Annotated in this window: 10 protein-coding genes and 1 tRNA gene; 9 read left to right on the top strand and 2 right to left on the bottom strand. The window is 72.0% G+C overall.

The features are described from left to right. The coding region (locus tag HF577_RS14325; RefSeq protein WP_169396325.1) for a glycosyltransferase family 2 protein at nucleotides 1-1,063 on the top strand (1,063 nt) is incomplete at its 5' end. Between the two features lie 25 nt (nucleotides 1,064-1,088). Here the strand turns inward: HF577_RS14325 and HF577_RS14320 are convergent. After that, nucleotides 1,089-1,514 (bottom strand): acyl-CoA thioesterase, encoded by a 426-nt coding sequence (locus HF577_RS14320; RefSeq protein WP_169396324.1) that lies wholly within the window; start codon nucleotides 1,512-1,514, stop codon nucleotides 1,089-1,091. Between the two features lie 206 nt (nucleotides 1,515-1,720). Here HF577_RS14320 and HF577_RS14315 point away from each other — a divergent pair, with 206 nt between their 5' ends. From HF577_RS14315 to HF577_RS14290, 6 genes are all read left to right on the top strand, one after another. Then, nucleotides 1,721-2,119, top strand: a complete 399-nt coding sequence (locus tag HF577_RS14315) for an STAS domain-containing protein (protein ID WP_169396323.1) — start codon at nucleotides 1,721-1,723, stop codon at nucleotides 2,117-2,119. 9 nt (nucleotides 2,120-2,128) lie between these two features. After that, nucleotides 2,129-2,224 (top strand) — tRNA-Sec (locus HF577_RS14310). 69 nt (nucleotides 2,225-2,293) lie between these two features. Continuing rightward, nucleotides 2,294-5,521, top strand: coding sequence for a formate dehydrogenase (gene fdh / locus HF577_RS14305; RefSeq protein WP_169396322.1), 3,228 nt, complete (start codon nucleotides 2,294-2,296; stop codon nucleotides 5,519-5,521). A gap of 50 nt (nucleotides 5,522-5,571) precedes the next feature. Further along, entirely contained in the window at nucleotides 5,572-6,414 is an 843-nt protein-coding gene (locus tag HF577_RS14300; RefSeq protein ID WP_169396333.1) for a 4Fe-4S dicluster domain-containing protein, read from the top strand. Nucleotides 6,415-6,427: 13 nt separating this feature from the next. Continuing rightward, nucleotides 6,428-7,501, top strand: coding sequence for an NrfD/PsrC family molybdoenzyme membrane anchor subunit (gene nrfD, locus HF577_RS14295; protein WP_169396321.1), 1,074 nt, complete (start codon nucleotides 6,428-6,430; stop codon nucleotides 7,499-7,501). Between the two features lie 84 nt (nucleotides 7,502-7,585). Further along, nucleotides 7,586-9,013 (top strand): amidase, encoded by a 1,428-nt coding sequence (locus HF577_RS14290; RefSeq protein ID WP_169396320.1) that lies wholly within the window; start codon nucleotides 7,586-7,588, stop codon nucleotides 9,011-9,013. Between the two features lie 45 nt (nucleotides 9,014-9,058). On the opposite strand, the gene HF577_RS14285 is transcribed toward HF577_RS14290, so the two are convergent. Next, the gene (locus tag HF577_RS14285; protein ID WP_169396319.1) at nucleotides 9,059-10,456 is read right to left on the bottom strand and encodes an alkaline phosphatase PhoX; all 1,398 of its coding nucleotides are present in this window, start codon (nucleotides 10,454-10,456) and stop codon (nucleotides 9,059-9,061) included. Between the two features lie 656 nt (nucleotides 10,457-11,112). Here HF577_RS14285 and HF577_RS39250 point away from each other — a divergent pair. Together HF577_RS39250 and HF577_RS14275 are read left to right on the top strand one after the other, a co-directional pair. Then, on the top strand, nucleotides 11,113-11,439 hold the full coding sequence (locus HF577_RS39250; protein WP_312859130.1) for a DUF485 domain-containing protein: 327 nt from the start codon (nucleotides 11,113-11,115) through the stop codon (nucleotides 11,437-11,439). A gap of 35 nt (nucleotides 11,440-11,474) precedes the next feature. After that, complete coding sequence (locus HF577_RS14275) at nucleotides 11,475-13,028, top strand: solute symporter family protein (protein ID WP_169396331.1); 1,554 nt, start codon at nucleotides 11,475-11,477, stop codon at nucleotides 13,026-13,028. Nucleotides 13,029-13,037: the final 9 nt, after the last annotated feature.

Below are 13,037 nucleotides of genomic sequence, written 5' to 3'. Positions count from 1 at the left end.
CCTCCCCCCGTGGTCCACCGAGCCGATCACCGTCGTGGTGGCCACCCGAGGCCGGCCGGAGAGCCTGGAACGCTGTGTCCGCGCTCTGCTGGCGGGCGAGCACACCGACATCACCGTGCTGGTGGTGGACAACGAACCGGCCGACGACAGCACGGCCATCGTGGTGAGCCGCATCGGCGACCCCCGCGTCCGGTACGTGCTGGAGCCCCGCCGGGGTGCCTCGGTCGGCCGCAACCGCGGCCTGCAGGAGGCGCGCACGGCCATCGTCGCCTTCACCGACGACGACACGGAGCCCGACAAGGGCTGGGCCGGGCGCATCGCCGGGGCGTTCGCCGCCGACCCGGAGCTGGCGTGCGTGAGCGGTCCGGTGCTCGCCGCCCGCCTCACCACCGCAGAGGAGCTGGCCGCCGACAGCGCGATGGCCTGGAACAAGGGGTTCGAGCGGCGTCGCTACTCGCTGGCCGACCCCCCGGCCGAGTCCGCGATCTTCCCGTTCTCCCCCGGCCTCTTCGGCATCGGCGCCAACCTGGCCGTCCGCGCGGACGTGGCGAAGGCCGTCGGCGGGTTCGACGAGGCACTCGGCCCGGGCTCGCCCACCCACGGCGGCGAGGACTGCGAGTTCCTGGTGCGCCTCATCCTGGCCGATCACGTACTCGGCTACGAGCCCGCCGCCTGGGTGTGGCACCACCACCGCACCGGCCAGGCCGCCCTGCGCGTCCAGCTGGAGGGCTACGCCGTCGGGCTCGGCGGCTTCCTCACGAAGATCGCGCTGGACCCCCGCGCCCGCGCCGCCGCGGCCCGCAGGATCCCGGCGGCGGTCGCCCAGCTGCGCCGCATCTCGGAACGGGAGAGCGACGCGGGCTCCGGCATGCCGGTCGGCGCGGCCGGTGCCCGCCTGCGCGGCCTGGCCACCGGCCCGTTCGCCTACCTGAGGAGCAGGCGGGTGGTGCGGCGGGCAGGCGGCCGCGTCCCACCACTGGTGGCCCCCCGGCTGCCCCTGGAGATCGAGTCCCTCTCCCTCACCTCCACGCGGCAGAGTCCTCCGGACGCGGATCCCTCCTGATCGACGTCCCGGCCGCCGCGCCGGGCTACCCGGGACCGAGCCGCTCCGGCGCTGTGGCGAGCTCGGTCAACCGCTTCTGCGGCTCCGGCAACAACCTGCGGGTGGCTGAGTCGAGCAGCCCCATCCGGCACGTGATCTCGGCTGCCACGGTGTCCGGCCCGCGCCGCAGCGTGTGCGCCATCTCGAACGTCCGGCCCGCCCCGAACGTCAGCCGCGAGTCGACGTCCACCAGGTCCCCGTGGCTCAGCTCCCGGAGGAACCGCACGTGGGTCTCCAGCAGCACGATGCCCATGCCGTGCTCCGTCAACCGGCCCAGGGAACACCCCGCAGCGGTGAGGTGCTCGGTACGCGCGTGCTCCCCGTACCGGTGGTAGACGGCGTGGTTGACGTGCCCGTTGACATCGATCTCGTAGCTGCGGACGGCGATGCGGACGGAGAACCGATCAGGCATCCCCGCAGGATCCCCCAGCTGCCGGCGCACCCCTCCCGGACCCCCGACGAGCACGTTTCGATCATGCAGAACCGCAGGGACGCGTGGCCCGACCCGGGGACGGGGGTGTTGTTGTTCGCCCCTGGGGGCGCCCGTAGGGTTGAAGCGCGGTTGAGACCACAGTCCGCACCACGAGTCCACGACGCCTTTTCGAGGAGCCGGTGCGCATGAGCGGCGATTCCCCCGTCGAGCCAACGAGCGCCGACCTCGCCGACGAGATCGGTGAGGTCGTGCGGTTCGACGTGGTCGGGCACGGCGACGGTGTCCGCGTCATGCACGTGGTCGGCGAGATCGACACCCTCACCGCTCCGGTCCTGCGTGACCGGGTGTACGAGCAGCTCGCCGACGTCTCGCTCCTCGTCCTCGACCTGACCGACGTCACGTTCCTCGGCTCCGCGGGCCTGGCCGTGCTCGTCGCCGCGAAGGACGAGGCCGAACAGCGGCAGTGCCGGCTGCGGCTGGTGCCCGGGTCCCGGATCGTCACGCGGGCGCTGGAGGCCACCGGCCTGCTCGCGCTGTTCGAGATCGCCGACGGGGTGCCGCAGGCTCTCGAGGCCAGTCGCTAGCCTGCGCGTGGAGGCGTAAGGGCGCCTGGTGGCCCCCGCGGTCTTCAAAACCGACGTGGTCGAGCATCTCGGTCAGGCGGGTTCGATTCCCGTCCGCCTCCGCCAACTTTCCCGAACGCGGTTAACGTGGGCTCCGGGGGTTTCGCTCGTCGGAGCCGAGGGAACGGGGCCCACGTGGGTGTTCGTGAGTTCATCGAGCTGTGGCCGGTCGTCCGTCAGCTGAGGGGTTCCGACCCCACAGCCCGCGGTGACGCCGCCCGATCCGCCGGCAGCGAGCACCTGCGACCGCGCATCGCCGAGGCCGACCGGGTGGTCCGGTCGATCTGCCCGTACTGCGCGGTGGGGTGCGGGCAGCGCGTGTTCGTCAAGGACGAGAAGGTCATCCAGATCGAGGGCGACCCCGACTCGCCCATCTCGCTCGGCAAGCTCTGCCCGAAGGGTGCGGCGTCCCAGCAGTACGTCTCACGCCCGGACCGGGTCACCACGGTCCGGTACCGGCGACCGGGCGGCACCGAGTGGGAGGAGCTCGACCTCGCCACGGCGATGGAGATGATCGCCGACCGCGTGCTGGACACGCGACGCCGGACGTGGCAGGACACCGACGAGAACGGTCAGCCGCTGCGCCGCACCATGGGCATCGCCCATCTCGGTGGCGCCACGCTGGACAACGAGGAGAACTACCTCATCAAGAAGCTGTACACGGCTCTCGGCGCGATCCAGGTCGAGAACCAGGCCCGCCTTTGACACTCCTCCACCGTCCCCGGTCTGGGGGCCTCGTTCGGTCGTGGCGGTGCCACGACGTTCCAGCAGGACCTCGCGAAGAGCGACTGCATCGTGATCCAGGGCTCGAACTTCGCCGAGTGCCATCCGGTCGGCTTCCAGTTCGTGATGGAGGCGAAGCTGCGCGGCGCCAAGGTGATCCACATCGACCCGCGGTTCACGCGCACCAGCGCGCTGGCCGACCTGCACGTGCCGATCCGGGCAGGCTCCGACATCGCGCTGCTCGGCGGCCTGATCAACTACGTCCTGAGCGAGGGCAAGGAGTTCCGCGAGTACGTCGTCTCCTACACGAACGCCTCGTCGCTCATCTCCGAGGACTACGTCGACACCGAGGACCTCGACGGCGTCTTCAGCGGGTGGGACGACAAGTCCCACACCTACGACCCGGTGAGCTGGGCGTACCAGGACAGCGAGAGCGACGGGGACGGCCAGGGCGACGGGGACGGGGGCGGCGGCGAGCGGTCCGCCCACGGCGGTGAGCACCAGCGGGAGACCGCGGGTGGCGACAAGTACGGCAGCGGTGGCGCGTCGGTGGCGGAGAAGCCCCGGCGCGACCCGACCCTGCAGGACCCGCGCTGCGTCTTCCAGATCCTCAAGCGCCACTACGCGCGCTACACGGCGGAGTTCGTGGAGGAGGTCGCGGGCATCCCGCAGGACACGTTCTTCGAGCTCGCCCGCGCGATCACGGAGAACAGCGGCCGGGACCGCACCACCAACTGGTCCTACGCGGTGGGCTGGACCCAGCACAGCGTCGGCGTGCAGTACATCCGGGCCGCGTCGATCCTGCAGACGCTGCTCGGCAACATCGGCAGGCCCGGCGGCGGGATCATGGCGCTGCGCGGGCACGCCTCGATCCAGGGCTCCACCGACATCCCCACGCTGTTCAACCTGCTGCCCGGCTACCTCCCGATGCCCGCGGGCGAACGGGGTGGGTCGCTCGAGGACTACATCGAGCCGGACGCCGGCAAGGCCGGGTTCTGGGGCGACATGCCGAACTACATGACCAGCCTGCTCAAGGCCTGGTTCGGCGACGCGGCCACGGCCGAGAACGAGTACGGGTTCGACTGGCTGCCGCGGCTGTCCGGCGACCACAACAACTACGCCACCGTGCTGGACATGGCCGAGGGCAAGGTGCCCGGCTACATCGTCGCCGGGGAGAACCCGGCCGTCGGCAGCGCCAACGGGCGGCTGCAGCGCAAGGCGCTGGAGAAGGCCGAGTGGCTCGTGGTGCGGGACCTGTCGTGCATCGAGACCGCGACGTTCTGGAAGGACTCGCCCGAGATCGAGACCGGCGAGGTGCGCACCGAGGACATCGCCACCGAGGTCTTCTACGTGCCCGCCGCGTCACACGTGGAGAAGGACGGGACCTTCACCAACACCCAGCGGCTGCTGCAGTACCGGCACAAGGCGGTGGAACCGCCCGACGACGCGCGCAGCGACCTGTGGTTCTTCTACCACCTCGGCCGCATCATCAAGGAGCGGCTCGCCGACTCCGACGACCCACGTGACGCTCCGATCAAGGCGCTCACCTGGGACTACGCCACCGAGGGGCCGTCCGCCGAGCCCGTGGCGAGCGACGTGCTGAAGGAGATCAACGGCTACGGCCCCGACGGTGAGCTGCTCACCGCCTACACGCAGCTGCGTGGCGACGGGTCCACCCGCTGCGGCTGCTGGATCTACTGCGGGGTGTTCGCCGACGGCGTCAACCAGGCCGCACGCCGCAAGCCGGCGCGCGAGCAGGACTGGGTGGCCGCGGAGTGGGGCTGGGCCTGGCCCGCCAACCGGCGCCAGCTCTACAACCGCGCCTCCGCCGACCCGGACGGCAAGCCGTGGAGCGAGCGGAAGGCGCTCATCTGGTGGGACGGGGAGAAGTGGACGGGCCACGACGTGCCGGACTTCCCGCCGACCACCGCACCGGACTACGTGCCCCCGCCGGACGCGCGGGCGGGCAAGGCGCTCGCCGGTGACGACCCGTTCATCATGCAGACCGACGGCAAGGCGTGGCTCTTCGCCCCGGCCGGGCTGGTGGACGGACCGCTCCCGACGCACTACGAGCCGGCGGAGACGCCGTTCCACAACCTGTTGCATCCGCAGCACACGAGCAACCCGGCCGCGAAGCTCTACGAGGGGCCGGGCAACCGGCACCATCCGGTGGGCTCCACGGTCTTCCCGTTCGTGCTCACCACCTACCGGCTCACCGAGCACCACACGGGGGGCGGCATGAGCCGGTTCGTGCCCTACCTCGCCGAGCTGCAACCAGAGGCGTTCTGCGAGGTCTCGCCCGAGCTGGCACGCGAGCGGGGGCTCACCCATCTCGGCTGGGCCACCGTCGTCACGGCCCGCAGCGCGATCGAGCTGAAGGTGCTCGTCACCGAGCGGATGCAGCCGCTGCGCATCGAAGGCCGGGAGACCCACCAGATCGGGGTGCCCTGGCACTTCGGCCACAACGGCCTCGCCATCGGAGACAGCGCCAACGACCTCCTGTCGGTGACGCTCGACCCCAACGTCGACATCCAGGAGTCCAAGGTGCTCACCTGCGACATCCGGCCCGGACGACGTCCACACGGCGCCGGGCTGCGCACACTCGTCGAGGACTACCAGCGGCGGGCGGGCCTGGCGTGACCCCCCCGGAGGAGGTCCGGGCGGCGGACGGCGCCGCCTCCTACCTCGGCATGCCGGGCGAGCGGCCGCCCCGGCTGGGGTTCTTCACCGACACCTCGGTCTGCATCGGCTGCAAGGCGTGCGAGGTGGCGTGCAAGGAGTGGAACCTCGTCCCGTCCGACGCGGGCCCCACCGGCAGCAACCCGACCGACCTCGCCGGGCTGCGCGACATGGACCTGCTCGGCATGTCCTACGACAACACCGGTGCGCTGGGGTCCTCCACCTGGCGCCACGTCGCGTTCATCGAGACCCGCACGGAGGAGTCCCCGGCCCATCCCGCGGGTGACGTGCGCTGGCTCATGTCCTCGGACGTCTGCAAGCACTGCACGCACGCCGCGTGCCTCGACGTCTGCCCGACGGGCGCGCTGATCCGCACCGAGTTCGACACCGTCTTCGTCCAGCCCGACGTCTGCAACGGCTGCGGCTACTGCGTGCCCGCCTGCCCGTACGGCGTGATCGACATCCGGCCCGGCGACGGCCGGGCGTTCAAGTGCACGCTCTGCTACGACCGCACGAAGGACGGGCTGACCCCGGCGTGCGCCCAGGCCTGCCCGACCGAGTCGATCCAGTTCGGCCCGCTCGACGAGCTGCGCGAACGGGCCGACCGGCGGCTGGCCGAGCTGCAGGGCAACGGCGTCACCGAGGCCCGGCTCTACGGCCGCGACCCCGACGACGGCGTCGGCGGCGACGGCGCCTTCTTCCTGCTGCTCGACGAGCCGGAGGTCTACGGGCTCCCGCCGGACCCGGTGGTCACCACCCGGGACCTCCCGCAGATGTGGAAGCGGGCGGCGCTGGCGGCGGTCGGTCTCACGGCGGCGGTCGTGGGGTCGTTCCTCGGCGGGCGGTCCCGATGAAGGAGACGGCCCGATGAAGGAGACGGACGTGGCGGGCAACGGCGGCGTCGGCAGGCGCGAGCGGCGGGGTCGCAAACGCATCAAGGGCTCAATGGTCCCCGAGGCGGAGTTCGTCTCCTACTACGGGCGGCCCATCCTCAAGAAGCCGACGTGGAAGAACCCCGACGTGCCGCTCTACCTGTGGGTGGGTGGCATGGCCGGGACGTCGGCGGTGGTCGCGGCGCTCGGCGACGCCACCGGCCGGCCCGTCCTGCGCCGCGGCGGCCGGCTCGTCGCCACCGGCGGGGCGATGCTGGGCACCGTCGCGCTCGTCCACGACCTCGGCCGTCCCACCCGCTTCCTCAACATGCTGCGGGTGATCAAGCCGACGTCGCCGCTGTCGATCGGCTCGTGGATCCTCAGCCCGTTCGCCGCGCTGGCGTCGGCCTCCGCGGCTTCCGAGCTCACCGGCATCGCGCCGGGGCTCGGCAGGCTCGCCGGGTGGGGCGCCGCGTTCCTCGGTCCGCCGCTGGCGAGCTACACCGGCGTCCTGCTGGCGGACACGGCGATACCGGCGTGGCACGAGGCCCGGGGCGAGCTGCCGGTGCTGTTCGCGGCCAGCGGCGCCGCGGCTGGTGCGGGCGCACAGCTGGCGATCACCGGGCTCACCGGGGCCGCCAGGCGGGAGCGCCTGCCGATGGTGCGGCTCGCCGTGGCCGGAGCAGCGGCCGAGCTCGCCGCCGGCGAGATGCTGGAGCGGCGGCTCGAGCCGATCCCCGGCAACGTCGTCGGGGCGTACCGCGAGGGGAAGGCGGGCCGATGGAACCGGCTGTCCCGGGCCCTCACCGCCGCGGGCGGGCTGGGTGCGGTGCTCGCCGCGCTGGGCGGGCGGCGCGGCCGCGTGGCTGCCGTCGCCTCCGGCGCGGCCCTCGCAGCGGGATCGCTGGCCACCCGGTTCGCGGTGTTCGAGGCGGGGATGGCGTCGGCCGCCGACCCCCAGCACGTCATCGCCCCGCAGCGCGAGCGCAAGGCCCGTGGTGAGCAGGCGCACCACGAGGGCAGCTGGCTGGCCGCCGACGGAGCCACCTCCCCCGTCCCCCGCAGCTGACCGGGCGATCGCCCGGCGTCGCGCCGGTCGGCTGCTCCGGCGGGTCTACCACGGACAACGCCTAATCGGTGCGATGGTGGAGGGATGGCCCTCGACGTGACCGCGCTCACCGCGGCCGAGATCGCGGCGCGTGTGCACGACGGGCGCCTCAGCGCGGCCGACGTCGCCCGAGCCCATCTGGCCCGGATCGCCGACCGCGAGCCCTCGGTCGGCGCGTTCCAGGAGCACGACCCGGAGCGGGTGCTCGCCGAGGCGGGAGCCGTCGACACGCGGTCGGACCGCTTCGCCCTGCCACTGGCCGGGGTGCCGGTGGCGATCAAGGACAACATCGACGTCGCGGGGTATCCCACCCGGCACGGCTCGGTGGCCACCTCGGCCGAGCCGGCCCGGCGCGACGACGATCTGGTCAAGCGGCTGCGCGCCGCCGGCGCCGTCGTGATCGGCAAGACCAAGATGCCCGAGCTCGCGATCTGGGGGTTCACGCACTCGGCGTTCGGGGTCACCTGCAACCCGCTGGACCCTGCGCTGGATCCCGGCGGGTCGAGCGGCGGCAGCGCCGCGGCCGTGGCGGCGGGGATGGCCGTGCTGGCGCTGGGCACCGACGGCGGCGGCTCCATCCGCATCCCGGCGGCGTACTGCGGCCTCGTGGGGGTCAAGCCCGGAGCGGGCGTGGTGCCGCTGCCCGGCGGGGCCGAGCAGCACTGGCGCGGGCTCACGGCCACGGGCGCGATGGCCCGCACCGCGAGTGACGCCGCGCTGATGCTCGCGGTGCTCCGCGGGGGCGGCGAGGCCGGGGACGACGGCGTCGCCTACGGCGGGCCGGCGCGCATCGCACTGTCGTTGCGCCACCCGTCGCCGGTCGGACGGCTGCACCCCGACCACAGGGCCGCCGCTGTCGGCGCGGCCGCCCGCCTCCGCGCGGGTCCGAACCGCGCGACCGTCACCCTCGCCGATCCGCCCTATTCACACACCCTCGTCACGCAGTGGACGCGGCGCTGGCACGCGGGCATCGCCGACGAGTTCGCCGACCTCGGCCTCGACGAGCGGAAGGTGGAGCGACGCACCGCCACCGTGGTCCGCAAGGGACGGCGGGTGCAGCGGATGCGGATGCCCGACCCGGCCGCGGCCGCCGCGTGGCGCGGCCGGTTCCTCGACTGGCTCGACGCGGGCGGCCACGACCTGCTGCTCAGCCCGGCGGTGGCCGGGCCGCCCCTGCGGGCCGGCGCCCTGCAGAACCGGCGCTACCTGCCCACCGTGCTGGTGTCCGCCGCCCGCGTCCCGTACACGCAGGCGTGGAACCTGGCCGGCCTGCCCGCCGTGGTCGCCCCCGTGACCGTGCGGGGCGCGCCGGTGGGTGTGCAGCTCGTCGGCCGCCCGGGCGACGAGCTCAAGCTGCTCGCGGCGGCGGCGAGCCTGGAAGGCCGCCCGGTACCCGCGACGGCAGGCTCCCCCCGCCCCCGCTGGCCCCCACGCATTGCAGCAAAGCCACTTTCACGCAACGTGGTTGCATGAAAGTGGCTTTGCTGCAACTTGCCGGGGTGGGGCGGGGCGCCGCGGCTAGTGCTGCTTCTTCCAGGGGCCGCTGATCGCGAACATGATCCCCGGGGTCTGGATGTTGCCGAACAGGATCTTCTTGTCCTGCGAGTAGACCGGGCCGGTGAACTCGCTGCCGTTGCCGAGCTCGTTGCGCGCCAGCGGGAACGGGTCCCCGCCGTCCGTGACGCCGACGAGGTGCTGCACACCCTCGCCGTCCTCGGCCACGATCAGGCCGCCCCACGGGGAGACGGTGATGTTGTCCGGGCCGTCGAACGCGCCGTCCTGGTCGGGGTTCGGGTTGACGCCGAAGCGCACCTTCAGCGTGAAGGTCTCACGCTTGGGGTCGTAGAACCACACCTGCCCGTCGTGGGGAACCGGGCTGTCCTCACGCGCGTAGCTCGTGACGATGTACGCACCGTTGTCGGCCCACCAGGCGCCCTCGAGCTTGTGCCCGCGGGTCACCTGGTCGCCGGTGAACTGCTTGCGGACCGACGTGGTGCGGGCGTCGCGGTCGGGCACCGTCGTCCAGGTGACGCCGTAGGTGGTGCCGATCTCGGTGGCGCGGGACAGGTCGTCGACGAAGGCGCCTGCCTTGTCGGTGCAGCGCATGGCGGCGAGCACGCCGTCGGTCGGGCCGAGCTCCCGGAGCCCGCCCTTCTTGGGCTTGAACTTCTTCGGCGCCTCCCACCGGTAGAGCAGGCCGTTGGGGTCGCCCGCGTCCTCGGTGAGCAGGATGTTGCCCGACTTCGGGTCCACCACGGCGGCCTCGTGGGCGAACCGGCCGAGCGCCTTGATCGGCTGCGGGTCACGGTTCGCAGCCTGGTCGAACGGGTCGACCTCGAACACGTACCCGTGGTCCTTGGTGCGGCCGCCGGAGCCGGCGAGCCCCTCGGTCTCCTCGCAGGTCAGCCAGGTGTTCCAGGGCGTGATGCCGCCGGCGCAGTTCTGGGCGGTGCCCGCGATCCCGACGAACTCGCGGACGCGCTTGCCGTCCTTGTCGGTCTCGATGATCGTGCAGCCGCCCGCGCTGCCCGGGTCGTAGGTGAGGCCCTCGAGGTGCGGCACCGGCAGCGGGGTGTCGGCGAGCGCGCCGCCCAGCTCGTGGTTGTTGACGAGCACCGTGCCACCCCCCTTGCCCGTGAAGGCGCCAGTGCCGTCGTGGTTGCTCGGGGTGAACTCGCCGGACTCCAGCCGGGTCACGCCGGCCTCGGTGACGACCGAGTAGGTGAAGCCCTTCGGGAGGGCGAGGCGCTTGGCCGGGTCGGCCACCAGCGGCCCGTATCCCGCGCCTGCCGGCGCCGGTGCCGCTGCGGCGTTCGGCGCGGTGAGCAGGACCTCGCTCGCGCCCAGCAGGACCACTCCGGCACCTGCAGCGGCGGTCCCGCGCAAGAAGCCGCGGCGGGACATTCCGTTCGTCATGGATGTTCTCCCTGTCACGTACGTGGCCGGTCGATTCACCCGACCGGGTGGTGGCCGGTCGTCACGTTCGCCGATCGACACGGCCGGGAGATGAACGCGGAGCGACACGTACGAGACGGTCATCCGATCGCTGAGGTGATTGATCGGAAGAAGCCGGTGAGATGCCCAATCGGGGGCGAATATCGCGTTGAGTGCTTGATCACCCCGGGCCCGGATCGCCGGCCCGATACCGCAAATCCGGGGGTCTACCTGCGGCCGGGGACGAGCAGCGCCCCGTCCGGCCGTGGGGCGCACCCGCTGGGCGCTCGATGCGGTGCCGGGCCCGTACTGCCGTGCCCCGTCTCCCACCGGCCCGTTGACGCGGGGCACCAGCCGGTGACGGCGGCTCCGGATTGCCGCTACTCCGATCGGCCTAGCCCGGCCCGTCTGTGATATCACCCACCGTGACGCCTACGGCTGTTGCACCGTCGCAGCAAAGGACTCCGTCTGGAGGAACATTGACCCGAGCGACAGGTCCCCGACGTCGGCACTCGACCGGGGCGGGGCGTGCGACGTACCACTCTCCCGGCATACGGGCCGGAGACTTCGGGCGGGACCAACCCGCCGTCGCCCCCACCCTGTGGGGCACCGGACCCACCCCCGAACCGGAACACGAGGTGCCCCCGCCCTCGCGACGGGTGGACTACGCGGCCATCCACTGCAGCCGCGAGTTCTCCGAGCTCCGCACCAGGCTGCGCCGGTTCGTGTTCCCGATGACGTTCGCGTTCCTGGGCTGGTATCTCATCTTCGTCCTGCTGGCGGCCTACGCCCACGACTTCATGGGCAGGCGGGTCGTCGGCCTGGTCACGGTCGGCATGCTGCTGGGCCTGGGCCAGTTCGTCACCACGCTGGCGATCACGTTCATCTACCACCGGTACGCCAAGCGCAACCTGGACCCCCAGGTCAGACTGGTGCGCGCCCTGGCCGGAGAGGGACCGGCGTGAACGTCGCAGCGGTCGCAACCCCGACCGGCAACCCGATGGCGAACATCGGCGTCTTCGCGGTGTTCGCGGTGGCCACACTGGCGCTCGTCTACCGCGTGAGCCGCGGGAGCACCTCCACCGCGGACTACTACGCGGCCGACTCCCGCTTCACCGGCGCCCAGAACGGCATCGCGCTGTCGGGCGACTTCCTGTCGGCGGCCTCGTTCCTCGGCATCGCCGGCAGCATCGCGGTGCACGGCTACGACGGGTTCGTGTACTCCGTCGGCTGGGTCGTGGCCTGGCTGGTCGGGCTCCTGCTGATCGGCGAGCTCCTGCGCAACACCGGCCGGTTCACGATGGGCGACGTCATCGCCTACCGGATGCGTCAGCGTCCGGTGCGGGCCGCTGCCGCGCTCTCCACGCTGGTGATCTCGTTCTTCTACATGCTGGCGCAGATGGCCGGGGCCGGCGGGCTCGTCGCGCTGCTGCTCAACATCACCGACCGCACCGGCCAGTCGGTCGTCATCGCGATCGTCGGCCTGATCATGATCTTCTACGTGCTGGTCGGCGGCATGAAGGGCACCACATGGGTGCAGATCGTCAAGGCCGTGCTCCTGCTGCTGTGCGTCACGACGATCACGGTGTTCCTGATGGGCCAGTTCGGCTTCAGCTTCTCCGCGATCCTCGAGAAGGCCGTCGCCAACAACCCGCTCGGCGACGCGATACTGGCGCCGGGCACCCAGTACGGACACAACGAGCTGGACTTCGTCTCCCTGGCACTGGCGCTCGTGCTGGGGATCTGCAGCCTGCCGCACGTGCTGATCCGGTTCTACACGGTGCCCAACGCCGTCCAGGCCCGCCGCTCGGTGGTGTGGGCCGTCTGCACGATGGTCGTGTTCTACCTGTGCACGCTGGTGATCGGTTACGGCGCAGGCGCGCTCGTCGGCTCCCGGGCCATCCTCGCGGCTCCGAGCGGCGAGAACTCGGCGGCGCCGCTGCTGGCGCTGGCCATCGGCGGGCCGGTGCTGCTGGGCATCGTCTCGGCAGTGGCCTTCGCGACGATCCTGGCGGTCGTGGCAGGGCTGACGCTCGCCGCGTCGGCGTCCTTCGCCCACGACGTGTACGCCAACATCATCAAGCGCGGGCGGACCAACCCGCGCCGGGAGGTCCGGGTCGCCCGGATCGCCGCCGTCGTGCTCGGCGTGCTGGCGATACTCGGGGGGATCCTGGCGAACGGGCAGAACGTGGCGTTCCTCGTGGCGCTGGCGCTGGCGCTGGCCGCGTCGGCGAACCTGTCGACGATCCTGTACGCGCTGTTCTGGAAACGGTTCAACACCATGGGCACCCTGTGGAGCCTGTACGGCGGCCTCGGCTCCTGCCTGCTGCTGATCGCGTTCTCGCCGGTGACGTCGGGCAGCCCCACGTCGATCTTCCCGATGGTGGACTTCCACGTGTTCCCGCTGAACAACCCCGGCATCATCTCGATCCCGTTCTCGTTCTTCTGCGGCTGGTTCGGAACGATGCTCGGTGGCCGCAACGAGAGCTCCGACGTGCAGAAGGAGATGGAGGTCCGGTCCCTCACGGGCATCGGCGCCGACCTGCGCCAGTAGCGGGTCGCC

This window comes from Pseudonocardia xinjiangensis (assembly GCF_012911925.1).
GTDB lineage: Bacteria > Actinomycetota > Actinomycetes > Mycobacteriales > Pseudonocardiaceae > Pseudonocardia > Pseudonocardia xinjiangensis.
The sequence above is the reverse complement of the archived record's forward strand: the minus strand, read 5'-3'. Positions and strand labels throughout refer to the sequence as shown.

What these genes read in the sequence shown, in the direction of transcription:
- HF577_RS14290 (WP_169396320.1), top strand. Translation starts at nt 7,586, where the DNA reads ATGGCCCTCGACGTGACCGCGCTCACCGCGGCCGAGATCGCGGCGCGT.
- HF577_RS14285 (WP_169396319.1), bottom strand. Translation starts at nt 10,456, where the DNA reads ATGACGAACGGAATGTCCCGCCGCGGCTTCTTGCGCGGGACCGCCGCT.
- HF577_RS14320 (WP_169396324.1), bottom strand. Translation starts at nt 1,514, where the DNA reads ATGCCTGATCGGTTCTCCGTCCGCATCGCCGTCCGCAGCTACGAGATC.
- HF577_RS14275 (WP_169396331.1), top strand. Translation starts at nt 11,475, where the DNA reads ATGGCGAACATCGGCGTCTTCGCGGTGTTCGCGGTGGCCACACTGGCG.
- HF577_RS14315 (WP_169396323.1), top strand. Translation starts at nt 1,721, where the DNA reads ATGAGCGGCGATTCCCCCGTCGAGCCAACGAGCGCCGACCTCGCCGAC.
- HF577_RS14300 (WP_169396333.1), top strand. Translation starts at nt 5,572, where the DNA reads ATGCCGGGCGAGCGGCCGCCCCGGCTGGGGTTCTTCACCGACACCTCG.
- nrfD (WP_169396321.1), top strand. Translation starts at nt 6,428, where the DNA reads ATGAAGGAGACGGACGTGGCGGGCAACGGCGGCGTCGGCAGGCGCGAG.